The organism is Pseudomonas sp. S2_B10, assembly GCF_054668425.1.
The window spans coordinates 1,374,515-1,397,103 of record NZ_CP162768.1 but is presented as its reverse complement, the minus strand read 5'-3'; the positions used below and the strand labels follow the sequence as shown (position 1 = coordinate 1,397,103).

Sequence of the window (22,589 nt, the reverse complement as noted above, 5' to 3'; positions counted from 1 at the left end):
TCGCTGCGACTCAGAGATCGTCTTTGTCGAAACGCCGTGCTTCACGCTGCAACTGGTAAACGAAACGCTCGACGTTGCGCGCAGCCTGGCCACTGATGTTGTGGAAGCGCAGACCGGCGAAGGTGATGTTGAGTTTTTCTTCGAAGTGCAGGTAGCGCAGCTCGACCGATGTTGGCTGATTGCCGAACAGCGGCGGGGCGATCAGGCGGTCGTAGACCTGGCCCAGTTGCAGGCGATCAGTGATGTCGCCTTCGAAACGGAATTTGCAGCCGGTGGCGGAGATGTCCAGCAGCTTGCCGTGCAGAGGAACCTTGAGCTTTTCGCCGCCCAGTTCAACGCTGACCAGGTCGGTGAGTTTCAACGCAGCGCGGAAGGCGTTGCGGCGCTGGTGGTAGACCACTTCGCTCGGCAGGTCGCCGGTGTAGAAACGGTCGCCGTCGGATTCTTCGATGTTCAGCGTGCCGTTGCATTCCCAAGCGATGCGCACGCCGTCATGAAAGCCTTCGACCTTGAACGGTTCGCCCGCTTGCAGGAAGCGCTCGCCATCGCGCGGGATCATTTCGTCCAGGGCGATCGTCGCGGTTTCGCGGTCGACCTTGATCAGGTAACTCTGAAAACGCTGGCTGCGTTCATGGAAGGTGATGATCAGTGGATCGTGGCTGTCTTGCAGCTGGCGCAGGTTGCTGGAGATTTCCAGTGGCGTGGTGAGCACCTTCGGAGGCTGCGGAGCATCATCCGCGCTTAGGGTGTTGGACACGGTTCTTCAATCTCCAGACAAAATAAGACGACTGGCCAGTATTTTGCCAGCATGTTGCGCAGGTGGATAGTACAGGGTCACCGAATGGCTCATGCCTGGCTGAGCGTTCGCGGCTTGACCGGTTTGGCAAAGGTCCCGCTGGCGTCGTAAAGCGCTGGCGGCTCACCGCCGGTGAGGATCTTCAGCTGATTGGCCGTGGTTGCCTGCTGGATCTGGATCGACTGGCCGTTCTTGATGTTGGCCGCCTGGCATTGGGCGATCAGCGCGGTCAGGGCATCGCCCTGGGTCAGCAACTGGTCGCCAATGCTCGACTGGCTGGCCAGTTGCTCAAGACCTGTGCGATCGGTCGGCAGGTTGAGGCTGGCGAGGATTTCGCTGCGCTTGCGGCCATGCTGCTCGAGCAGAATGATCAACGCTTGCTTGGTCGCCAGAATTTCTTCCAGCAACGGCATGTCACGACCATGCAAAGCGAGGGATTCGGTTTGCAATAACTCCAGCAATTGTTGCGCTGGAGCAAAGTCGTCGTTGATCAGTTGCAATAAGTTAGTGTCGTGCATGGCTGGCCTTGGGGTTTAAGCGTCCAAAAGCCTGGCGCCGGCAAAAGCCTAGCGCTGGGCTTCGAAGTTGAGCAGTTTGCTGGCTACACGGTTGCTGTCGACTTTATAGCTGCCATCGGCAATCGCGGCTTTCAACTCGGCCACACGGGCTTTGTCGACAGCAGGCTGATCGCGCAGCTTGTCAGTGACCTTCTGCAACTGTTGAGCCTCATTGCTGAGGTGTACCGACTCCCCGCTTTTGGCGACATTGGCCTGTTCGGCCTGGGTATTCAGCGGCGCGGAGGGGCTGTTTTCAGCGCTTTCCTTGGCGTTGCTGGTACGTGTGCTGCCGGTTAGTGACGAGGAACTGTTCAATCGGTTGAAATCGATAACCATGATAAAAAACCTCTGGGAATTTGGACGCTTGCCATGTTTTCGGCTATCCCCTGAAAAACTTTAGGCCCAATCAACCATAAGCTTGCATGCGCCGTTGCGAGACCTGCTGCGGCACAGTTTAGGGAAGCGACGGGATCGGCGCCAGTTTTCTCCACGAGGCTTTTACATGGCCACTTCGACCTGTCCCGGCGCAATCACCTGCGCCTTGATAACTCTTTGAGAATTAAGGTTTTTTACTCGAATCTGTTCTTTCATTCCGCCATTGGAGAGCGCTTCCCCCGGCATGCGTACGGCAAGGGTGCCGCTGCGCGCAGTGATCACCACCTGGTCACCCTTGCGGACCACTTCGGCCTGTTCCAGATGCACCAGAGTTATGACCTGATCGGCGACCGTTGGTCGGGTAAGTTTCTGCCCGATCGCTTCGTCGACGGAGGTCAGGAAACCCTGGTTGATCGTGCTGACGTCGCGCTCGCGCAAGGTCACATCCTGCGGCTCGATAATGCCGGCGCGTTTCAGCGGACGAGTGGTCGTCACGATCTCGCGAAACAGGCGGACTTGAGCGGGTACGAACACCGTCCAGGGCGAACTGCCTTCGCAGCGAACCTTCACCGTGACGCGGCCCAGCGGGCGTGCCGGGCTCTCCAGCGTGGCTGTCAATTCCTTGTCGCACATGGGCATGCGCATGCGCGGGTCGAGCTGGTTGACTTCGATTTCGTAGCGGCCTTCGGTTTGACTGGAAGCCAAATAGTCTTCTACGGTGAATTCAAGAAAGCCCTGAGTCACGCCGATAAGCATATCAGGCAAGGTAACCGCATCTGCATGGGCAGGACTGCCAGCAAGCAAGCAGCAAACGGCGGACACCGCGCAAAGCCCTTTGCGAAGGGAAGATGTCAGGCGTCGGGAAAATGTCGTTTGAGCGTTCATACGAGTTAAAAAGCAAGCGCCGTGCCGTTTAGCAATGAATGTGCGTCGCAACAACACTTGGCGTTGGTGTAGGAGTCTGGGCATGGCTGGTGTAATGGATTCGGTGAACCAGCGCACGCAACTGGTAGGGCAGAATCGCCTCGAGCTGCTGTTGTTCCGTCTCGACGGGCCGCAGCTCTATGGGATCAACGTGTTCAAGGTACGGGAAGTGTTGCAATGCCCGTCCCTGACGTTGATGCCCAAATCCAGTCCTGTCGTGTGCGGGGTAGCGAATATACGGGGAGCGACCATTCCGATCCTGGATCTGGCAATGGCAACGGGCTCCGGTGCGTTGAAAGACAAGAACAGTCCGTTCGTGATCATCACGGAGTACAACACCAAGACCCAGGGTTTCCTGGTCCGCTCGGTGGAGCGCATCGTCAACATGAACTGGGAAGAGATCCATCCGCCACCCAAGGGCACCGGTCGCGATCACTACCTGACCGCTGTGACCCGGGTCGACAACCAGTTGGTCGAAATCATCGACGTCGAGAAGGTGCTGGCCGAAGTGGCGCCGACGCCGGAAGCGATTTCGGTGGGCGTGGTCGATGTCGAGACGCAGACCAAGGCATTGTCGCTGCGGGTGCTGACGGTCGATGACTCGTCGGTGGCGCGCAAGCAGGTCACGCGTTGTCTGCAGACCATCGGTGTCGAAGTGGTGGCGCTGAACGACGGCAAGCAGGCGCTGGATTACCTGCGCAAGCTGGTCGACGAGGGCAAGAAGCCGGAAGAAGAGTTCCTGATGATGATTTCCGACATCGAGATGCCGGAGATGGACGGGTACACCCTGACGGCGGAAATCCGCGGCGACGCACGCATGCAAAAGCTCCATATCATCCTGCATACTTCGTTGTCGGGGGTATTCAATCAGGCGATGGTGAAGAAAGTCGGTGCTGATGACTTCCTGGCCAAATTCCGTCCTGATGACCTCGCATCCCGGGTAGTCGACCGGATCAAAGCAGCAGATATCAGCTAGGGGCCTTCTGCCCCTGGCGGTCAACACGATTTAAGAGGCGGCATCATTGTCTACGGGTAATTTGGATTTCGAACAGTTCCGGGTCTTCCTGGAAAAAGCCTGTGGCATTCTGCTCGGTGAAAACAAGCAGTATCTGGTCTCGAGCCGTCTCAACAAACTGATGGAGCAGCAAGGCATCAAGTCCCTGGGTGAGCTGGTACAGCGCATCCAGACCCAGCCGCGCAGCGGTTTGCGCGAGCAGGTGGTCGATGCCATGACGACCAACGAAACTCTGTGGTTTCGCGACACCTATCCGTTTGAAGTCTTGAAGAACAAGGTACTGCCGGAAGCGATCAAGGCCAGCCCCAACCAGCGTCTGCGGATCTGGTCGGCGGCCTGCTCGTCGGGACAGGAACCGTACTCGCTGTCGATGTCGATCGACGAGTTCGAGCGTAGCAACCTGGGTCAGTTGAAGATGGGCGTGCAGATCGTTGCCACTGATCTGTCGGGCCTGATGCTCAACAACTGCAAGACCGGCGAGTACGACAGCCTGGCGATCGGTCGCGGTCTGTCGCCGGAACGCCTGCAACGCTACTTCGACCCGAAAGGGCCGGGGCGCTGGGTGGTCAAGGCGCCGATCAAGAGCCGGGTGGAATTCCGCTCGTTCAACCTGCTCGACAGCTACGCGGCGCTGGGCAAGTTCGACATCGTGTTCTGCCGCAACGTACTGATCTACTTCTCTGCCGAAGTGAAGAAGGACATCCTGTTGCGCATTCACAGCACGTTGAAGCCGGGCGGGTATCTGTTCCTTGGCGCTTCGGAAGCGCTGAACGGATTGCCGGATCATTACCAGATGGTTCAGTGCAGCCCGGGGATTATCTACAAGGCGAAATAAGCGGTTTGCGCTGATACAAAAACGGGAGGCCCGCAAAGGCCTCCTTTTTTTATGCCCGAATTATTTTCCACGAATCCCCTGTGGGAGCGAGCCTGCTCGCGAAAGCGGTCTGTCCATAAGACAGTTGGCGCCTGACACGCCGCCTTCGCGAGCAGGCTCGCTCCCACAGGGATCTGCGCTGACCTGGCAACGACGGCAAGCGGCAGAAAAGCGGCATCCGGCGGTAACCGGTTGCCGCTTTTCTGGCATTGCCGCTTTGCCTGTCAGGCGCAAAGCCCCGGAATACGGGGCTTTGATCATTTGGCACGGCGCTTGCTAAAGCTCAGATACGAAAAACCGGTCACCTGAAGGTTCCCGACATGAGCATCAGCTTCGACAAAGCGCTGGGCATTCACGAAAAGGCATTGGGCTTCCGCGCCCAGCGTGCCGAAGTGCTGGCCAACAACATCGCCAACGCCGACACCCCGAACTACAAAGCGCGGGATCTGGATTTCTCCAAAGTGCTCGAAGCACAGACCGAGAAGACCAAGACCGGCGGCCACTTTGCCCTGAACATGACCAACAGCCGGCACATCGAGGCTGAAGGGCTGGGCAACGGCGACGAGTCGCTGATGTATCGCACGCCGATGCAGCCTTCGATCGACCAGAACACCGTTGACGCTCAACTGGAGCAGTCGAACTACGCGGAAAACGCCGTCGGCTTCCAGGCCAGCTTCACCTTGCTCAACAGCAAATTCAAAGGGCTGGTGTCAGCCCTGCGCGGAGAATAATCCATGTCCCTGTCCAGCGTTTTCAACATTGCCGGCAGCGGCATGAGCGCGCAGACCACGCGTCTGAACACCGTGGCCTCGAACATCGCCAACGCCGAAACCGTTTCGTCGAGCATCGACCAGACCTACCGCGCCCGTCATCCGGTGTTCGCCACCATGTTCCAGGGCGGCCAGGCCGGCGGCAGCAATTCGCTCTTCCAGAACCAGGACGCGGCCGGGCAGGGCGTGCAGGTGCTTGGCGTTGTCGAAGACCAGAGCAACCTCGAAGCGCGCTACGAGCCGAACCATCCGGCTGCCGACGCCAAGGGCTACGTCTACTACCCGAACGTCAACGTGGTGGAAGAAATGGCTGACATGATTTCCGCGAGCCGCTCGTTCCAGACCAACGCGGAAATGATGAACACCGCCAAAACCATGATGCAGAAGGTACTGACCCTCGGTCAGTAATAAGGGGCGACTGCAATGAGCGTTACGGATACCACCAGCAGCCTGAGCATGAACGACATCCTGGCCAACTCGTCGAAGAAGGCCAGCAGCACGACGTCGGGCGGCATCGCTTCGGCGACCAACAGTGCCACAGGCGGCCAGGCGCTGGGCAAGGATGCTTTCCTGCAATTGCTGGTCACCCAGCTGAAAAACCAGAACCCGCTCGACCCGCAGGACAACAGTGCCTTCGTCGCGCAGTTGGCGCAGTTCAGCAGCCTTGAAGGCATCACCACGCTGAACTCCACTGTCAGTGGCCTTGCCGGCAACTACAACTCGTCGCAGGCGTTGCAAGCGTCGTCGCTGGTCGGTCGCAACGTGATCGTGCAGACCAACACCGCCCAGCTCGATGACCCGAGCAAAGGCCTGACCGGTTCGGTCACCGTGCCGTCGTCGATTGCCGGCGGCACCGTGACCATCACCGACAAGGACGGCAAGACCGTGCGCACCATCGACCTGGGCAGCCGCGCTGCCGGCGATGCCAGTTTCACTTGGGACGGCAAGGACACCGCCGGCACCGTGGTTCCGGTCGGCACTTACACGTTCAAGGCCAACGCACCGATCAACGGCACCGCGACCGACCTGGCGACCTACCTGCCGGCGACCGTCAACAGCGTGACGATCAGCCAGACCGGTGGCGAGCTGATGCTCAACCTGGCCGGCAAGGGCACCGTTGCCCTGTCCAAAGTACAAACCATTGGTATATAGAGCCGACTAACCCGGCACGAAGGAGTGGAACATGTCTTTTAACATCGGCCTTAGCGGTCTCTATGCCGCCAACAAACAACTCGACGTCACCGGCAACAACATCGCCAACGTCGCCACCGCCGGTTTCAAATCCTCGCGCGCAGAATTCGAAGACGTCTATTCGTCGACTCGTCTGGGCAGCGGCAGCAAAGTGATCGGCAACGGCGTGCGCCTGGCCAACGTTTCCCAGCAGTTCACCCAGGGTGACATCAACAACACTGGCAACGTGCTGGACATGGGCATCAACGGTTCCGGCTTCTTCACCATGAGCAACAACGGCTCGATCTCTTACACCCGTGCCGGTACGTTCAAGGTCGACAACGCCGGTTACATCACCAACACCGACTACACCTCGCGTCTGCAGGGTTACGGTGTGGATGCCAACGGCAAGATCATCAACGGCGTGTTGACCGATCTGAAGATCGACACTTCGAACCTGGCGCCGAAGTCGTCTTCTGCGGTGACCTCGAGCATCAACCTCAATTCGTCTTCGCCAGTGATCGTTGATACCGGCGCCAGCGCCGTCAAGTTTGATCCGTCGAAGCCTGAGACTTACACCAAGTCCTTCAGCACACCGATCTATGACACCCAGGGCAACGCCCACGTCATGGACCAGTACATGGTCAAGACTGGCGGGAACACCTGGAAGGTTTACACCCTGGTCGATGGCCGTAACCCGGACGCTACCGGCAGCAACCCTGTGACCACTGCGCCGGTTGCCTCGACATTGTCGTTCGACAGCTCCGGCAAGCTGGTTCAGGTGAGCACGCCTAACCCGGCGGATCCAGCCAACCCGATCATCAGCAGCGATCTGAAGATGACCGGCTGGGTGCCGGGCACTGTGACCAATGGCGTGTTTACGCCTAACGGCGCGGCAGCGAACCCGAATGGCGTGACCATCTCGATGGCCAACACCACTCAGTACAACGCTGATACCTCGCGTACGATCCCGACTCAGGATGGTTACGCCACTGGCCAGATCACTAATCTGACCATCGACGGCACCGGTACGCTGTTTGCCAACTTCAGCAACAACCAGAGCAAGGCGATCGGCCAGGTTGCGCTGGCCAGCTTCACCAACGAACAGGGCTTGCAGGCTGTTGGTGGCACTAGCTGGAAAGAGACTTTCGCTTCGGGTATTCCGGGCTACGACGCGCCGAAGACCGGTACGTTGGGTGAGGTGGTGTCCAACTCGCTGGAAGAGTCGAACGTTAACCTGACCAATGAGCTGGTTGATCTGATCAAGGGTCAGAGCAACTATCAGGCGAACGCCAAGACCATTTCGACTCAGAGCACGATCATGCAGACCATTATTCAGATGACCTGATTCGGGTTTCTGACTGGTTTTTTTGGGCCCCTCGGTTTTTGAGGGGCTTTTTTTTTGGCCGTGGCGGCCTTTGGGCCGACCAGGCTGTTGGGGGTTTGGGTGAATATCCGTTGCTTCGGTAGCGGCTGCTGGCGGTTTCGCCTGACGGCGACTTACTTTTTTACAAGCGCCTAAAAAAGTAAGCAAAAAACGCTAGCTCCTGCGTTCGGCCCTCGCAGGCTCGGGTTCCTTCGCTGCGGGATCGATCCGGTCGCAGCGGCTCCGGTTTGCTTCGCTGCACCTCCTTCCGCTGTGTCTGGCTGCGCCAGACGGTCGCTGCGCTCCCACGCCCGGATCAATCCCTCCGCTCAGCCTTCCGACGTCGCCGGTGGATCAAGATCAAGAGCACTCGAGCTTGCGCTCATTGTTGAGTGGGGCGGCTTCGCCGCGGGCAGCTGCGCTGCTTTTGCCTTTTTGTGGGAGCGAGCTTGCTCGCGAAGGCGGCATGTCAGCCGACCTGTTCTTGAAGTGGTACCCAATCCAACTGTAGGAGCTGCCGAAGGCTGCGATCTTTTGATCTGGCTTTTGCTTTTGCTTTTGCTTTTGCTCTGGCTTTTGATCCGGCTTTTGATCTTTTGCCCCTTCGGCAGGCTTCGTTACGGGATCGATCCGGGGGTGGGAGCGCAGCGACCGTACGACGCAGTCGTACACAGCGAGTGTAGGTGCAGCGAAGCCAACCGGAGCCGCTGCGCCCGGATCGGTCCCGTAACGAAGGTACCCCGAGCCCCAGCGAGCGGGCCGTACGCCGGGGCAAAGCCTTTTGGGTTACCTTTTTGGCGTCTGAAAAAGGTGACTCGCTGTAAGAGCGAAACCGCCAGCCGCAGCACCGAGAAAACGGATATTCACCCAAAACCCCAAGAGCCTGGTCGGCCCAGAGGCCGCCAAGGCCGCCAAAAAACAAAACCCCCAACAAACCTGAAGTCTGTCGAGGGTTTTCTTTTGTCTCGAGATCTCAGGCGTCTCGCAACGCCTGATCTCAGCTCAGCTTATTGGCAAGCTTCGCAATCCGGCTCGTCGATCGCGCAGGCCTTTGGCACTGGCGCCGGACCTGCCGGAGCGGCCAGGACCGAATCGTCGCCGTGGTTGCCGCCGCTGGAAACAGCGTTCAGCTTACCGGTGTTGATGGTCGACTTCTCGGTGCTGGTCGCGGCCAGGGCACGGAGGTAGTAGGTGGTTTTCAGACCGCGGTACCAAGCCATGCGGTAGGTCACGTCGAGCTTCTTGCCCGATGCGCCGGCGATGTACAGGTTCAGCGACTGGGCCTGGTCGATCCACTTCTGACGACGGCTGGCGGCGTCAACGATCCACTTGGTGTCCACTTCGAACGCGGTCGCATAGAGCTCTTTGAGTTCTTGCGGAATGCGCTCGATCTGCTGCACCGAACCGTCGTAGTACTTCAGGTCGTTGATCATCACCGAGTCCCACAGACCGCGAGCCTTCAGGTCGCGAACCAGGTACGGGTTGATCACGGTGAATTCGCCCGACAGGTTCGATTTCACGTACAGGTTCTGGTAGGTCGGTTCGATCGACTGCGAAACGCCAGTGATGTTGGCGATGGTCGCGGTCGGTGCGATGGCCATGATGTTCGAGTTACGGATGCCTTTCTGTACACGGGCGCGAACCGGTGCCCAGTCAAGGGTTTCCTTCAGGTCGACATCGATGTACTTCTCGCCGCGCTGTTCGATCAGGATCTGTTGCGAATCCAGCGGCAGGATGCCCTTGGACCACAGCGAACCGTTGAACGTCTCGTAGGCGCCGCGCTCGTCGGCCAGGTCGCAGGAAGCCTGGATCGCGTAGTAGCTGACCGCTTCCATCGACTTGTCGGCAAACTCGACGGCAGCGTCGGAGCCGTAGGCGATGTGCTGCAGGTACAGAGCGTCCTGGAAGCCCATGATGCCCAGACCGACCGGGCGGTGGCGGAAGTTGGAGTTCTTCGCTTGCGGCACCGAGTAGTAGTTGATGTCGATCACGTTATCGAGCATGCGCACGGCGGTGTTCACGGTGCGTTGCAGCTTGGCGGTATCGAGCTTGCCGTCGACGATGTGGTTCGGCAGGTTGATCGAGCCCAGGTTGCAAACGGCGATTTCGTCCTTGTTGGTGTTCAAGGTGATCTCGGTGCACAGGTTCGAGCTGTGGACCACGCCGACGTGCTGCTGCGGGCTGCGCAGGTTGCACGGGTCCTTGAAAGTCAGCCATGGGTGGCCGGTTTCGAACAGCATGGACAGCATCTTGCGCCACAGGTCTTTGGCCTGGATGGTCTTGAACAGCTTGACCTTGCCCGGGTACTCGGTCAGCGCTTCGTAATACTCGTAGCGCTCTTCGAAGGCTTTACCGGTCAGGTCGTGCAGGTCCGGTACTTCGGATGGCGAGAACAGGGTCCACTTGCCGTCATCGAAGACGCGCTTCATGAACAGGTCAGGGATCCAGTTGGCGGTGTTCATGTCGTGGGTACGACGACGATCGTCACCGGTGTTCTTGCGCAGCTCGATGAACTCTTCGATGTCCATGTGCCAGGTTTCCAGGTAGGCACACACAGCGCCTTTGCGCTTGCCACCCTGGTTCACGGCCACAGCGGTGTCGTTCACTACTTTGAGGAACGGCACAACGCCTTGCGACTTGCCGTTGGTGCCCTTGATGTACGAACCCAGCGCACGCACCGGCGTCCAGTCGTTGCCCAGACCGCCGGCAAATTTCGACAGCATGGCGTTGTCGTGGATCGCGTGATAGATGCCCGACAGGTCATCCGGCACGGTGGTCAGGTAGCAGCTCGACAGCTGTGGACGCAGGGTACCGGCGTTGAACAGGGTCGGGGTCGAAGCCATATAGTCGAACGAGGACAGCAGGTTGTAGAACTCGATCGCACGGTCTTCTTTCTGCTTCTCTTCGATCGCAAGGCCCATGGCCACGCGCATGAAGAAGATCTGCGGCAGCTCGAAACGTACGCCATCCTTGTGGATGAAGTAACGGTCGTACAGGGTCTGCAGGCCCAGGTAGGTGAATTGCTGATCGCGCTCGTGGTTGATCGCCTTGCCCAGTTTTTCCAGGTCGAAGGTGGCCAGCACAGGGTTCAGCAGTTCGAACTCGATACCTTTGGCGATGTAGGCCGGCAGTGCCTTGGCGTACAGGTCGGCCATTTCGTGATGGGTGGCGCTTTCGGCGACTTCGAGGAAGTTCAGGCCTTCGGCACGCAGGGTGTCCATCAGCAGGCGGGCGGTAACGAACGAGTAGTTCGGCTCGCGCTCGACCAGAGTACGGGCGGTCATCACCAGGGCGGTGTTGACGTCGGTCAGGGCCACGCCGTCATACAGGTTCTTCAGGGTTTCGCGCTGGATCAGGTCGCCGTCGACTTCTTCCAGACCTTCGCACGCTTCGATGACGATGGTGTTCAGGCGGCCCATGTCCAGCGGCGCGAGGCTGCCGTCGGCGCGGGTGATGCGGATCGACGGGTGAGCGTTGACCGCAGCTTCGGCAGGAGCGTGAGCTGCGCGCTCTTTCGAACGGCCGTCACGGTAGATCACGTAGTCGCGTGCAACTTTCTGCTCGCCGGCACGCATCAGGGCCAGTTCGACCTGGTCCTGGATTTCTTCGATGTGGATGGTGCCGCCCGATGGCATGCGACGCTTGAAGGTCGCAGTGACCTGTTCGGTCAGGCGCGCAACGGTGTCGTGGATTCGCGACGAAGCGGCAGCGGTGCCGCCCTCAACTGCGAGGAACGCTTTGGTGATAGCGACGGTGATCTTGTCATCGGTGTAAGGAACGACAGTGCCATTACGCTTGATCACGCGCAGCTGGCCAGGCGCGGTGGCTGCCAGATCCGAAGTCGAATCGGCGGCCTGCGGCAAGGTGCCCTGCGGGTTCTCGCGAGTTGTGTCGGTTTGCATGGGGGGTGGTCTCCACATTCTCTATGTTTGTTTGGCACCGTCATGGTGCTCACCGTTCTGTACCGAAGCACTGCAACCGACGGGCGTCGGCATTACAAACTTCGGAACAGTAGGAAAAAGGCTGCAACGCCGCATCCTTGCCGAAGTTTTGGTTACGAGCCGAAGCTCGCCACCGGATTCCTTCGCGGGTGGCAGTCATGACTGCAACACCCATACCGTTTTGTCCGTTTCGGACCAAATAAAACGGTGCCATCCGCCAGTGCGGTTTGGGCTTGAAAAAACTCGCTTGTTCTACCGGAAACCGGCCATAAAGCACTTGAGTTTCAGGTCTGAAATGTGGTTGGGCGTTTTAGGTGAAAACCCTATATGTAGGGTCTCCGTTTTCGCCGTGCTACAAGATAATGCGTTTCAGGGGGGATTGCAATGTACTACCTGTGGATAAGCCTGTGCGTAATTTGTGTAAGAAACAGGGAAAACGCGTGTAGGCCGCGAACCTGCTGAGCCAGACCGTTTGTCACTGTTTTTTTGCCTGGAAAAACGCTTCAGCGGTTTTTTAAGGGCGCGAACCCTATCACAGAATTCCGCCTTGTCCGAACGCATTTACCGACTTGTTTTCCGGGTGATCGGCGTTTATACAATCGCTGGGTGCACGGGCATTTTTATCCTCCTGAAACATGACAGATGATCGGGAGATACACGCAGGATTGTGGGAGCGAGCCTGCTCGCGAATCGGTTGACCACTGAGCATTCAGGTTGAAGCAACAGACGCTTTCGCGAGCAGGCTCGCTCCCACAGGTTTTGTCCGTGTCAGGCGATTGTCTTTCTTCTTTTAATAAAAACAGCAAGCAGAGGTCACCGGTGGAGCAACAAACCTGGCAGGTATTGATCGTCGAGGATGACCAGCGACTGGCCGAGCTCACCCGCGATTACCTGCAAGCCAATGGCCTGCGCGTGGAGATCGAAGGCAACGGTGCGCTGGCGGCGGCGCGGATCATCAAGGAGCAGCCGGATCTGGTGATCCTCGATCTGATGCTGCCCGGCGAAGATGGCCTGAGCATCTGCCGCAAGGTGCGCAGCCAGTACGACGGGCCGATCCTGATGCTCACCGCGCGCACCGACGATGCCGATCAGATCCACGGCCTCGACCTCGGTGCCGACGACTATGTGTGCAAACCGGTGCGCCCGCGCTTGTTGCTGGCGCGCATCCAGGCGTTGCTGCGACGCAGTGACACACCGGAGCCGGTCGCGGAAAAATCCCGGCGGTTGCAATTCGGTCCACTGGTGGTCGACAACGCATTGCGCGAAGCCTGGCTGAGCGACAACGGCATCGAGCTGACCAGCGCCGAGTTCGACCTGCTCTGGCTGCTGGTGTCCAACGCCGGGCGGATACTTTCCCGGGAAGAAATCTTCACTGCATTGCGCGGCATCGGCTATGACGGCCAGGACCGCTCGATCGACGTGCGCATCTCGCGCATCCGCCCGAAAATCGGCGACGACCCCGATCATCCGCGCCTGATCAAGACCATTCGCAGCAAAGGCTACCTGTTCGTCCCTGAGGCCTGCGCAGACCTGGCGCTGTGAATTCGATCTTCCTGCGCATCTACGGCGGCATGTGCGCCGCGCTGATTCTGGTGGCGGTGCTCGGCGTGCTGGCGCTGAACCTGCTCAATCAGGTGCGCAGCGAGCAATATCGCGAACGCCTGGCCCACGGCACCTTCTCGCTGATGGCCGACAACCTGCAGCCGATGAACCAGACCGAACGCCATCGCGCGTTGCTGGTGTGGGAGCGGCTGCTCGGTATTCCGCTGACGCTGAAGAAGTTCTCTGAAACCGACCTCGATCTGGCCCAGCGCACCCGTGTGTTGCGCGGTCAGGCGCTGGTCGAGCAGACCGGGCCACATGCGGCCAAGGTCTATCGGCTGATCAGCGAAAAAGAGCAGCTTGTACTGGTAGGAGAGGTGCAGCAGATCAGCGAGCAACTGGCTCGGGCGACCATTTACCTGCTGGCCGATGAACTGGTGCGGGTACCGGTCGGCGAACAGCCCAAGCGTCTGGCGCAGATAAAGCAGGAAAAGGGCTTCGGCTTCGATCTGCGTCTGGTCACGGTAAATGACGCCGACATGGACGAAGACCAGAGTCGTCGCGTGGCCGAGGGCGATACGGTGATGGCGCTGGGCAAGGGCGGCGATTCGATCCGCGTGTTCGCCGGCATGGTTGGTACGCCGTGGGTGCTGGAAATCGGCCCGCTGTACCAGATGAATCCGTACCCGCCGGAATGGCTGGTATTGATTGCCGCGCTCGGTCTGACGCTGATCGGTCTCATCGTTTATCTGCTGGTGCGTCAGCTTGAGCGACGTTTGCGCGGCCTCGAAGCGGCGGCCACGCGCATCGCCAAGGGCAGCCTGGAAACCCGTGTGCCGGCGCGCGGCGCTGACTCGGTCGGGCGGCTTGCGTCGGCGTTCAATGGCATGGCTGAGCACTTGCAACAGTTGCTGGCGATCCAGCGTGAACTGGTGCGCGCGGTGTCTCATGAACTGCGTACCCCAGTGGCACGGCTGCGTTTCGGGCTGGAAATGATCGGCACGGCCACCACCCCGCAGGCACTGGAGAAATACCGTGAAGGCATGGATCACGACATCGAGGACCTCGACAAGCTGGTCGACGAAATGCTCACCTACGCACGACTGGAGCAAGGCTCGCCGGCGCTGACTTTCCAGCGAATCGATCTGGATGCGCTGGTCAATCAGGTGATCGCAGAATTGGCGCCGCTGCGCGCCGAGGTCACGGTGCAGCGCGGTTTGTGTCTTTCATCTGCCGACAATGACGGCGCCTGGGTCGAGGCTGAACCGCGTTATCTGCATCGGGCGCTGCAGAATCTGGTGGGCAACGCGATGCGCCATGCGCATTCGCAGGTGACGGTGAGTTATCAGGTCGGCCAGTTGCGTTGCCGGATCGACGTCGAGGATGACGGGCCGGGCGTGCCGGAAGTGGCGTGGGAGCGGATCTTCACGCCGTTTCTGCGCCTCGACGATAGCCGCACGCGGGCCTCGGGCGGGCATGGTCTGGGGTTGTCGATTGTGCGGCGGATCATTCACTGGCACGACGGCCGCGCGATCATTGGCAAGAGCAAGAGCCTCGGCGGGGCGTGTTTCAGTCTGAGTTGGCCGAGGAATCAGGAGCGCCGCTGAGATTCGGTATACCGCCTTCGCGAGCAGGCTCGCTCCCACATTTGAAATGCAATCCCCTGTGGGAGCGAGCCTGCTCGCGAAGGCGCCATAACAGACAATGCAAATCCTCAGGCTTGAATACTGACCAGGCTCAACAACTGCCCATCCTGCACGCCGAACTGCGCCTCCAGCTCCGATCCATTGCGCCATTCGCTCGACAGATCCGTCAACAACCGCAGCCTGACCTGTCCCGCCTCAGTCCACTCCAGCACTTCGGCATGCTCGAAATAAAAGCGCTGCTGCACGATCGGGTACAGCGCCTTGAACAAACTCTCTTTGACCGAAAACGTCAGGGTCACCCGCAGCGCCAGTTGCTCCTGAGAACCCGCCGCCATGCGTTGCAGTTCCGCTGGCGTGAGGATTTCCCCGGCCAAGCGTTCGGCGCGCTCATGGCTCAACAGGTTTTCCAGATCCATGCCCAAGCCGCGCCAGTGCTGCTTGTTGGCAACAATCGCCGCCGCACGGCCGGTGCTGTGAGTGATCGAACCGCAGATATGCGCCGGCCACACCGGGGCGCGGTCTTCGCCGATCGGCGGGACGATACACAGACCTTCGAGTTGTTGCAGCGCGGCCCGGGCGCAGATGCGTCCAGCGAGAAACTCGGCCTGGCGCTTGGCCACCGAGCGCTGAATGCTCGGCGGCGCCAGCACAGCGCTGCGCTGAAAATCATCGCCAAGCAGGCGTGCCGGGTCGAAGTGGGTACTGAGCAGCACGGTATCGGCCAGGACCGTCGGCAACGGCCAGTGGCTGTCGAGCGCAGTGCAGCAGGCGGGCAGGGCGGGGGTGGTATGCATGGCGGGCATTTTGCCGGTTAGTCGGGGCGAGGTCGAGATCGGCGGTGAAGCCTTCGCGAGCAGGCTCGCTCCCACAAGGGATCTTCTGCGCGACAGATATCCGGTGTGGGAGCGAGCCTGCTCGCGCAAGCCGCGCCTCGGCGTTACTGACTCAACCGAAAATCTTCTTGAAGAACGCCTGCATATCCGCCCACGACTTCTCGTCCGCCGCCTTGTTGTAACCAATGTCCGGCCCGCCATGCTCGCCATGGCTCAAACGATCGGCATCCGGATTGCTGAAGCCATGCTTGGCGCCATCCAGACTGACGAACTGGTAGTCCGCCCCGGCCTTGTCCATTTCTGCCTTGAACGCGGTGACATTGTCCTGAGTGACCATGCTGTCCAGCGCCCCATGCTCGACGAGGATTTTCGCCTTGACGCTGCCCGGAGTCGCCGGGGTCTTGGTCGCCAGCGCGCCATGGAAACTCACCACACCGGCCAGCGGCACACCCTGACGCGCCGCATTCAGCACCACGGCGCCACCGAAGCAATAGCCGATGGCGGCGATTTTGTTCGGGTCGGTCTGCTTTTGCTTCTTCAACAGATCGAGCCCGGCGGCGAAGCGTTTACTGGCGGCATCGGCATCCTTGGTCGCTGCCTGCATGAAGGCCATGGCGTCTTTCGGGTGCTCGGTGTTCTTGCCTTCGCCATACATGTCGATGGCCAGCGCGCTGTAGCCGAGTTCGGCGAGATCCCGCGCGCGGCGCTTGGCGTAATCGTTCAGCCCCCACCATTCGTGGACCACGACAACGCCGGGGCGTGGGCCTTTGATCGCGTCGTCGTAGGCGTAGTAGCCGATCAGTTTGCTGCCGTCGGCGCTTTGGTAGGGGATTTCTTCAGTCTTGATCGCAGCCTGGGTGAGGCTGCTGACCGCCAGCAAAGTGAGGGCGAGGAACAGGCGCATGGTCGGGTGTCCTTATTGAAAGTGGTCAGAACAGCCTAGTCGATCTGGTTCAGGTCAGGTTCAGAGACGGTTCAGGGGCCGTACAGGGGCGGCTCAGTAACCTTGCGCCATACCCAAACAGCACTGTGAAAGAGGAAATACCCATGACTCGTTTAAACAAATTGCTGCTGGCTTTTACCCTGTTAGGCTCCAGCATCGCGGCGAATGCCGACGACACCAGCAACTTCGCCGGCCTGACATTCGGCCAGACCAGCGACAAGATCGACAAGTCCCACGCGCTCAACAACAACCTCGGCAACCCCAACGTCACTGGGGCCATCGACGGCAACAACACCTACGGCATGCGCCTCGGTCAGCAAAACAGCCAGGGCCGCTACTACGCCACCTACGACAACGTTTCCGGCTCGCACAATGGCGTTAAACTGCGCCAGGAAAATCTGCTCGGCAGCTATGACCTGTTCTATCCGGTGGGCGGCAGCACCAAATTGTTCGGCGGCGCCACGGCCGGTCTGACCAAACTTACGCAGGATTCGCCCGGCTTCAGCCGTGACAGCGACATCGGTTACGCCATTGGTGGCCAGGTCGGTGTGTTGCAGCAAGTTTCGCAGAACACCTCGGTGGAACTCGGTTACCGTTACCTTCGCAGCAACGCCAGCACCGAAATGAAAGAAAGCGGCGGCAGCAAACAGGGCTCGCTGGACTTGACCAGCAGCGCGCAGACCTACCTGTCGGCCAACTACTATTTCTAAGCGGTTGTCGCAGTTTGAAGTGTGGGAGCGAGCCTGCTCGCGAAATGGGTGTATCGGCCGACACTTGCTTGGCTGATCCACCGTATTCGCGAGCAGGCTCGCTCCCACAGGTAGTTGCCTGGAGAGTTCAAGTGATAGGGAGAAAGGCATGAAACTGTTGGTCGTCGAAGACGAGGCGCTGTTGCGTCATCACCTGCAAACCCGTCTGACGGAAAGCGGTCACGTGGTCGAGTCCGTGGCCAATGCCGAGGAGGCGCTGTACCAGACCGGTCAGTACAACTTCGATCTGGCGGTGATCGATCTCGGCCTGCCGGGCATGGGCGGCCTCGACCTGATCCGCCAGTTGCGCTCGGGCGGCAAGACCTTCCCGATCCTGATCCTCACCGCGCGCGGCAACTGGCAGGACAAGGTCGAAGGGCTCGCCGCCGGTGCCGACGATTACGTGGTCAAGCCGTTCCAGTTCGAAGAACTCGATGCGCGCCTGAACGCATTGCTGCGCCGCTCCAGCGGCTTCACCCAGTCGACCATCGTCGCCGGGCCGTTGCTGCTCGACCTCAATCGCAAACAGGCCAGCCTCGATGAACAACCGCTGGCGCTGACCGCTTACGAATACCGCATCCTCGAATACCTCATGCGCCACCATCAGCAAGTGGTGCCCAAGGATCGCTTGATGGAGCAGCTCTATCCGGACGATGACGAGCGCGATCCGAATGTCATCGAAGTGCTGGTCGGCCGTCTGCGCCGCAAGCTCGAAGGCCCGGCCGGGTTCAAGCCGATCGACACCGTGCGCGGCCTCGGCTACCTATTCAATGAGCGCTGCACTTGATCCGTTCCCTTCGCGTTCGCTTGATGCTCGCCGCCACCACGTTGGCGGTGTTGTTCATGCTTGCCTTGCTGCCGGCGATGCAGGGTGCCTTCAGCCTTGCCTTGCAGGACTCGATCGAGCAACGTCTGGCCTCCGATGTCACCACATTGATTTCCGCCGCACGGGTGGAAAACGGTCGGTTGGTGATGCCGTCGCAATTGCCGGACGAACGCTTCAACCTCACCGACTTCCGTTTGCTCGGCTATATCTACGACCGCGACGGCAAACTGGTGTGGCGCTCGAAAGCCACCCAGGAAGAACAGATCAACTACAAACCGCGCTACGACGGCCTCGGCAATGAGTTCGCGCGGATCCGTGAAGCCAGCGGTCAGGAATTTTTTGTCTACGACGTCGAAGTCAAATTGCTCGGCGGCAAAAGCGCAGCGTTCAGCATCGTCGCCCTGCAACCGGTACGCGAATACGAAACCACCCTCGAAGGCCTGCGGGAAAATCTCTATCTGGGCTTCGGTGCGGCGTTGCTGGTATTGCTGGCGCTGCTATGGATCGGCCTGACCTGGGGCCTCAAGGCCTTGCGCCGCTTGAGCCAGGAACTCGACGAAATCGAAGGCGGTACTCGCGAAAGCCTGACGGAAAAACACCCGCGTGAACTGCTGCGCCTGACCGGCTCGCTCAACCGCTTGCTGCTCAGCGAGCGCCAGCAACGCAGCCGCTACCGCGACTCCCTCGACGACCTCGCCCACAGCCTGAAAACCCCGTTGGCGGTGCTGCAAGGCGTCAGCGAAGACATGGCCCAGCGCCCCGAAGACCGCGACCAGGCCTGGGTTCTGCAAAGCCAGATCGAACGCATGAGCCAGCAGATCAGCTACCAACTGCAACGGGCCAGCCTGCGCAAAAGCGGCCTGGTCCGCCATCAGGTGCGCCTGCGACCGGTGCTCAAAAGCCTGTGCGATACGCTGGACAAGGTCTACCGCGACAAACACGTACGCGTGACCTTTGATCTGCCCGAGCACTGTTACGTGCCGATCGAGCAGGGCGCCTTGCTGGAAATGCTCGGCAACCTGCTGGAAAACGCCTATCGCCTGTGCCTCGGCGAAGTGCGGGTCAGCGTGCGCGAATCACTGGCCGGGATCGAGTTGTGTGTCGAGGATGATGGCCCGGGTGTTCCACTCGATCAGCGTGCGCGGATTCTCGAACGCGGCGAACGCCTGGATGCCCAACATCCGGGGCAGGGCATCGGGCTGGCGGTGGTCAAAGACATCATCGAAAGCTACAACGCGCGTTTGGCCTTGGGTGATTCACCGATGGGAGGGGCGGCGTTCAGGATTGATTTTCCTGCGGTGTGATTGCGAGCTGCCCTCACCCTAACCCTCTCCCAGAGGTAGAGGGGACTGACCGAAGTGTCTTTGGAAAATTATCGACCTGAGCGATTTGCAGCGAATATGGATTCAATAGAGAGCTTGCAGGTCGGCGTATTTCTCAAGCATCCCCCAATCAGTCCCCTCTCCCCTCCGGGAGAGGGTTAGGGTGAGGGGCTTTTGATTTAGCGCCTCATTGCTCCTGCGCCCGATAAGCCCCCGGTGTCAGCCCCGTCCATTTCTTGAACGCCCGATGAAACGCCGAAGGCTCAGAGAACCCGAGCTGCTCGGCAATCTGTTGCAACGACAGCTCCGCCCGGCCCAGATGATAGATGGCGATATCCCGCCGCAGCTGATCCTTGAGTTCCTGAAAACTGGTGCCTTCCTCGCGCAAATGCCGGCGCAAGGTTTGCGGGCTGATATGCAGATGCGCGGCGACGGCTTCCAGATCCGGCCAACTCGCAGCGTCGCGACTGAGCAAGCGGCGCAGGCGGCTGCTCAGGCTGTCGCCGTCGTCCGGGCGCGAGAGCAGGTCGGCGGGGGAGCGTTCGAGAAAATGCTTGAGCGTGCGTTCGTCCTGCAACAGCGGCATGGCCAGATAGCGACTGTGAAACAGCAGACTGCTCTGCTCGGCATCAAAGGTCAGCGGGCAGGGGAACAGCAGGTCGTATTCGCTGCCGTGCTCGGGGCGCGAATAGCTGAAGGTTGCCTGCTCGAGGCGAATGCGCTGGCCGATCAGCCAACTGCCGAGGCGGTGCCAGATCACCAACAGACTCTCGCTGAGAAAATGATCCGGGTCCCACCACTGCGCGTCGTCCAGGCTCAAACGCACCCATTCGTCTTCGCGACGCAGGGTCAGGCGTGGGGCGTCGGGGAACAGGCTGTAAAACAACAAGCCACGTTGCAGAGCCTTCTCCAGGTTGCGGCAGTGAATCGAGGCGTGGCACATCATGGCGAAGCTGCCGGGCTTGCTCGGGGCGTTACCGAAACCCAGGTATTCGTTGTCCAGCGCCAGCCACAGCCCTTGAATCAGCCGGGTGAACTGCTCAGGGGCAATCCGCGCGCGGGGCTCGTCGAGCAACTCCGGGCTGATTCCCAGTTGCTGTAACAGGCCTGAATAATCCAGGCCGCGCCGGCGCGCACCGCCAAGGGCGGCGCGGGCGAAATGGCTGGCGATGGTGCGTTCGCGCATAAGCGGCAATCCTTGTTCAGGCACCGATCGTAATGGCGGGCCGGCAACGCCACAAGGCGGATTTCCGCCAAATTGCAGGACGCTGAACGCTCAGTTGGCGGAAATCCGCCATGACTCAAGTCGCTGATTGGTGACAGGAAAATCCCGCAGGTCCTGATATCAAAAGGCTTGCTGCCGTTCGCACCAATCTGGCACGACGTTTGCGATACAAGCGACAGAAGCGTGCACTTCTTCCGCCCGGGAGGATGCCGTTCCAACAACAAATCCCTCCAGTGCAGGAGGGTTCGCAATTAAGGTTCGGCGCTCGACAGATGGATGTTGCCGCTGGACGCTTGAGGAAACCTGCAATGACGACTCGTCAGCCACTGTACAAATCCCTGTATTTCCAGGTGATCGTTGCCATCGCCATCGGCATCCTGCTCGGTCACTTCTATCCGCAGACCGGTGTGGCCCTCAAGCCACTGGGTGACGGCTTCATCAAGCTGATCAAAATGGTCATCGCCCCGATCATCTTCTGTACTGTTGTCAGCGGCATCGCCGGCATGCAGAACATGAAGTCGGTAGGCAAGACCGGCGGCTACGCGCTGCTGTACTTCGAAATCGTTTCGACCATTGCCCTGCTGATCGGTCTGGTCGTGGTCAACGTTGTGCAACCGGGCGCCGGCATGCACATCGACGTCACCACCCTCGACGCCTCGAAAATCGCCACCTACGTGACGGCCAGTAAAGACCAGAGCATTGTCGGTTTCCTTCTCAATGTGATCCCGAACACCATCGTCGGCGCGTTCGCCACCGGTGACATCCTGCAAGTGCTGATGTTCTCGGTGATCTTCGGCTACGCCCTGCATCGCCTCGGCTCGTACGGCCGTCCGCTGCTGGACATGATCGATCGCTTCGCCCACGTGATGTTCAACATCATCAACATGATCATGAAACTGGCGCCACTGGGTGCGTTCGGTGCCATGGCGTTCACCATCGGTGCCTACGGTGTCGGCTCGCTGGTGCAACTGGGCCAGTTGATGATCTGCTTCTACATCACCTGCGTCCTGTTCGTCGTGCTGGTGCTGGGTGCGATCTGCCGGGCTCACGGTTTCAGCGTGTTCAAACTGGTGCGTTACATCCGTGAAGAGCTGTTGATCGTACTGGGTACGTCCTCGTCGGAATCGGCACTGCCACGCATGCTGATCAAGATGGAGCGTCTGGGCGCGAAGAAATCCGTCGTGGGTCTGGTGATCCCGACCGGTTACTCGTTCAACCTTGACGGTACTTCGATCTACCTGACCATGGCCGCCGTGTTCATCGCCCAGGCGACCGACACGCACATGGACATCACCCACCAGATCACCCTGCTGCTGGTGCTGCTGCTGTCCTCCAAAGGCGCGGCGGGTGTGACCGGTTCGGGCTTCATCGTCCTGGCCGCGACACTGTCGGCAGTAGGTCACCTGCCGGTTGCCGGTCTGGCGCTGATCCTCGGTATCGACCGCTTCATGTCCGAAGCCCGCGCACTGACCAACCTGGTCGGTAACGCTGTAGCGACCATCGTCGTCGCCAAGTGGGTCAAGGAGCTGGACACCGATCAACTGCAGACCGAGCTGGCTTCCGGCGGTCGCGGTATCTCCGATGAGCGTGAAGAAGACGACCTGGGTGTGGCTGAAGGCCCAACCCCGAGCAATGTGAAGTAAGCATCGCTTGCACAGAAAAACCCGCTTCGGCGGGTTTTTTCTTGCCCGGAATTTGAGCGCAACGGTCACACC

20 protein-coding genes are annotated in these 22,589 nt (G+C 59.8%); 12 read left to right on the top strand and 8 right to left on the bottom strand.

Annotation, left to right across the window (positions count from 1 at the left end):
- Positions 1-10: 10 nt before the first annotated feature.
- The 4 genes from AB4O45_RS06160 to flgA all read right to left on the bottom strand — a co-directional run bounded on the left by AB4O45_RS06160 (position 11) and on the right by flgA (position 2,613).
- Complete coding sequence (locus tag AB4O45_RS06160) at positions 11-757, bottom strand: flagellar brake protein (RefSeq protein ID WP_041479276.1); 747 nt, start codon at positions 755-757, stop codon at positions 11-13.
- 89 nt (positions 758-846) lie between these two features.
- Positions 847-1,314 (bottom strand): flagella synthesis protein FlgN, encoded by a 468-nt coding sequence (locus AB4O45_RS06155; RefSeq protein WP_016773608.1) that lies wholly within the window; start codon positions 1,312-1,314, stop codon positions 847-849.
- Positions 1,315-1,362: 48 nt separating this feature from the next.
- Positions 1,363-1,689, bottom strand: a complete 327-nt coding sequence (flgM, locus tag AB4O45_RS06150) for a flagellar biosynthesis anti-sigma factor FlgM (protein ID WP_016773609.1) — start codon at positions 1,687-1,689, stop codon at positions 1,363-1,365.
- A 162-nt stretch (positions 1,690-1,851) separates the two neighbouring features.
- Complete coding sequence (gene flgA / locus AB4O45_RS06145) at positions 1,852-2,613, bottom strand: flagellar basal body P-ring formation chaperone FlgA (protein ID WP_073472167.1); 762 nt, start codon at positions 2,611-2,613, stop codon at positions 1,852-1,854.
- Positions 2,614-2,695: 82 nt separating this feature from the next.
- On the opposite strand from flgA, the gene AB4O45_RS06140 reads away from it, so the two are divergent.
- The 6 genes from AB4O45_RS06140 (at position 2,696) to flgE (ending at position 7,829) form a co-directional block, all read left to right on the top strand.
- A complete protein-coding gene (locus AB4O45_RS06140) occupies positions 2,696-3,628 on the top strand; it encodes a chemotaxis protein CheV (protein ID WP_016773611.1) in 933 nt (310 codons plus the stop codon).
- Positions 3,629-3,674: 46 nt separating this feature from the next.
- Positions 3,675-4,502: a protein-glutamate O-methyltransferase CheR gene (cheR, locus tag AB4O45_RS06135; RefSeq protein ID WP_016773612.1), complete on the top strand. Its 828-nt coding sequence runs from the start codon at positions 3,675-3,677 to the stop codon at positions 4,500-4,502.
- Between the two features lie 359 nt (positions 4,503-4,861).
- Positions 4,862-5,272 carry a flagellar basal body rod protein FlgB gene (gene flgB / locus AB4O45_RS06130; protein ID WP_016773613.1) on the top strand — a complete coding sequence of 137 codons (411 nt, stop codon included), beginning with the start codon at positions 4,862-4,864 and terminating at the stop codon, positions 5,270-5,272.
- Between the two features lie 3 nt (positions 5,273-5,275).
- Entirely contained in the window at positions 5,276-5,719 is a 444-nt protein-coding gene (flgC, locus tag AB4O45_RS06125; RefSeq protein WP_016773614.1) for a flagellar basal body rod protein FlgC, read from the top strand.
- 15 nt (positions 5,720-5,734) lie between these two features.
- A complete protein-coding gene (gene flgD / locus AB4O45_RS06120; protein ID WP_016773615.1) occupies positions 5,735-6,463 on the top strand; it encodes a flagellar hook assembly protein FlgD in 729 nt (242 codons plus the stop codon).
- Positions 6,464-6,494: 31 nt separating this feature from the next.
- Entirely contained in the window at positions 6,495-7,829 is a 1,335-nt protein-coding gene (gene flgE, locus AB4O45_RS06115) for a flagellar hook protein FlgE (protein ID WP_041479563.1), read from the top strand.
- Positions 7,830-8,854: 1,025 nt separating this feature from the next.
- Here flgE and AB4O45_RS06110 read toward each other — a convergent pair.
- Complete coding sequence (locus AB4O45_RS06110) at positions 8,855-11,749, bottom strand: ribonucleoside-diphosphate reductase subunit alpha (protein WP_460161201.1); 2,895 nt, start codon at positions 11,747-11,749, stop codon at positions 8,855-8,857.
- Between the two features lie 858 nt (positions 11,750-12,607).
- On the opposite strand from AB4O45_RS06110, the gene AB4O45_RS06105 reads away from it, so the two are divergent.
- Positions 12,608-13,330: a response regulator gene (locus AB4O45_RS06105; protein WP_056788095.1), complete on the top strand. Its 723-nt coding sequence runs from the start codon at positions 12,608-12,610 to the stop codon at positions 13,328-13,330.
- A complete protein-coding gene (locus tag AB4O45_RS06100) occupies positions 13,327-14,937 on the top strand; it encodes an ATP-binding protein (RefSeq protein ID WP_041479566.1) in 1,611 nt (536 codons plus the stop codon). The genes AB4O45_RS06105 and AB4O45_RS06100 overlap by 4 nt, the downstream gene beginning before the upstream one ends.
- Before the next feature lie 107 nt (positions 14,938-15,044).
- Here AB4O45_RS06100 and AB4O45_RS06095 read toward each other — a convergent pair whose 3' ends face one another.
- Both AB4O45_RS06095 and AB4O45_RS06090 read right to left on the bottom strand, forming a co-directional pair.
- On the bottom strand, positions 15,045-15,770 hold the full coding sequence (locus tag AB4O45_RS06095) for a 4'-phosphopantetheinyl transferase family protein (RefSeq protein WP_460161200.1): 726 nt from the start codon (positions 15,768-15,770) through the stop codon (positions 15,045-15,047).
- A 151-nt stretch (positions 15,771-15,921) separates the two neighbouring features.
- Positions 15,922-16,713, bottom strand: coding sequence for a dienelactone hydrolase family protein (locus AB4O45_RS06090; RefSeq protein WP_460161199.1), 792 nt, complete (start codon positions 16,711-16,713; stop codon positions 15,922-15,924).
- A 143-nt stretch (positions 16,714-16,856) separates the two neighbouring features.
- Here AB4O45_RS06090 and AB4O45_RS06085 point away from each other — a divergent pair, with 143 nt between their 5' ends.
- The 3 genes from AB4O45_RS06085 (at position 16,857) to AB4O45_RS06075 (ending at position 19,631) form a co-directional block, all read left to right on the top strand.
- A complete protein-coding gene (locus AB4O45_RS06085) occupies positions 16,857-17,462 on the top strand; it encodes a membrane protein (protein ID WP_041479569.1) in 606 nt (201 codons plus the stop codon).
- 148 nt (positions 17,463-17,610) lie between these two features.
- Positions 17,611-18,288 (top strand): response regulator transcription factor, encoded by a 678-nt coding sequence (locus AB4O45_RS06080; protein WP_016773623.1) that lies wholly within the window; start codon positions 17,611-17,613, stop codon positions 18,286-18,288.
- Positions 18,285-19,631, top strand: a complete 1,347-nt coding sequence (locus tag AB4O45_RS06075; RefSeq protein ID WP_150637571.1) for an ATP-binding protein — start codon at positions 18,285-18,287, stop codon at positions 19,629-19,631. The genes AB4O45_RS06080 and AB4O45_RS06075 overlap by 4 nt, the downstream gene beginning before the upstream one ends.
- Before the next feature lie 205 nt (positions 19,632-19,836).
- On the opposite strand, the gene AB4O45_RS06070 is transcribed toward AB4O45_RS06075, so the two are convergent.
- Complete coding sequence (locus AB4O45_RS06070) at positions 19,837-20,835, bottom strand: AraC family transcriptional regulator (protein WP_460161198.1); 999 nt, start codon at positions 20,833-20,835, stop codon at positions 19,837-19,839.
- 347 nt (positions 20,836-21,182) lie between these two features.
- Between AB4O45_RS06070 and AB4O45_RS06065 the strand changes: the two genes are divergently transcribed.
- Entirely contained in the window at positions 21,183-22,517 is a 1,335-nt protein-coding gene (locus tag AB4O45_RS06065; protein ID WP_024013978.1) for a dicarboxylate/amino acid:cation symporter, read from the top strand.
- Positions 22,518-22,589: the final 72 nt, after the last annotated feature.

Bases quoted from the DNA above. Each gene is read 5' to 3' on its own strand.
- flgA (WP_073472167.1), bottom strand. From the start codon at position 2,613: ATGAACGCTCAAACGACATTTTCCCGACGCCTGACATCTTCCCTTCGC.
- AB4O45_RS06090 (WP_460161199.1), bottom strand. From the start codon at position 16,713: ATGCGCCTGTTCCTCGCCCTCACTTTGCTGGCGGTCAGCAGCCTCACC.
- AB4O45_RS06140 (WP_016773611.1), top strand. From the start codon at position 2,696: ATGGCTGGTGTAATGGATTCGGTGAACCAGCGCACGCAACTGGTAGGG.
- flgE (WP_041479563.1), top strand. From the start codon at position 6,495: ATGTCTTTTAACATCGGCCTTAGCGGTCTCTATGCCGCCAACAAACAA.
- flgC (WP_016773614.1), top strand. From the start codon at position 5,276: ATGTCCCTGTCCAGCGTTTTCAACATTGCCGGCAGCGGCATGAGCGCG.
- AB4O45_RS06065 (WP_024013978.1), top strand. From the start codon at position 21,183: ATGACGACTCGTCAGCCACTGTACAAATCCCTGTATTTCCAGGTGATC.
- AB4O45_RS06080 (WP_016773623.1), top strand. From the start codon at position 17,611: ATGAAACTGTTGGTCGTCGAAGACGAGGCGCTGTTGCGTCATCACCTG.
- AB4O45_RS06085 (WP_041479569.1), top strand. From the start codon at position 16,857: ATGACTCGTTTAAACAAATTGCTGCTGGCTTTTACCCTGTTAGGCTCC.
- flgB (WP_016773613.1), top strand. From the start codon at position 4,862: ATGAGCATCAGCTTCGACAAAGCGCTGGGCATTCACGAAAAGGCATTG.
- AB4O45_RS06110 (WP_460161201.1), bottom strand. From the start codon at position 11,749: ATGCAAACCGACACAACTCGCGAGAACCCGCAGGGCACCTTGCCGCAG.
- AB4O45_RS06155 (WP_016773608.1), bottom strand. From the start codon at position 1,314: ATGCACGACACTAACTTATTGCAACTGATCAACGACGACTTTGCTCCA.
- flgD (WP_016773615.1), top strand. From the start codon at position 5,735: ATGAGCGTTACGGATACCACCAGCAGCCTGAGCATGAACGACATCCTG.
- flgM (WP_016773609.1), bottom strand. From the start codon at position 1,689: ATGGTTATCGATTTCAACCGATTGAACAGTTCCTCGTCACTAACCGGC.
- AB4O45_RS06095 (WP_460161200.1), bottom strand. From the start codon at position 15,770: ATGCATACCACCCCCGCCCTGCCCGCCTGCTGCACTGCGCTCGACAGC.
- AB4O45_RS06070 (WP_460161198.1), bottom strand. From the start codon at position 20,835: ATGCGCGAACGCACCATCGCCAGCCATTTCGCCCGCGCCGCCCTTGGC.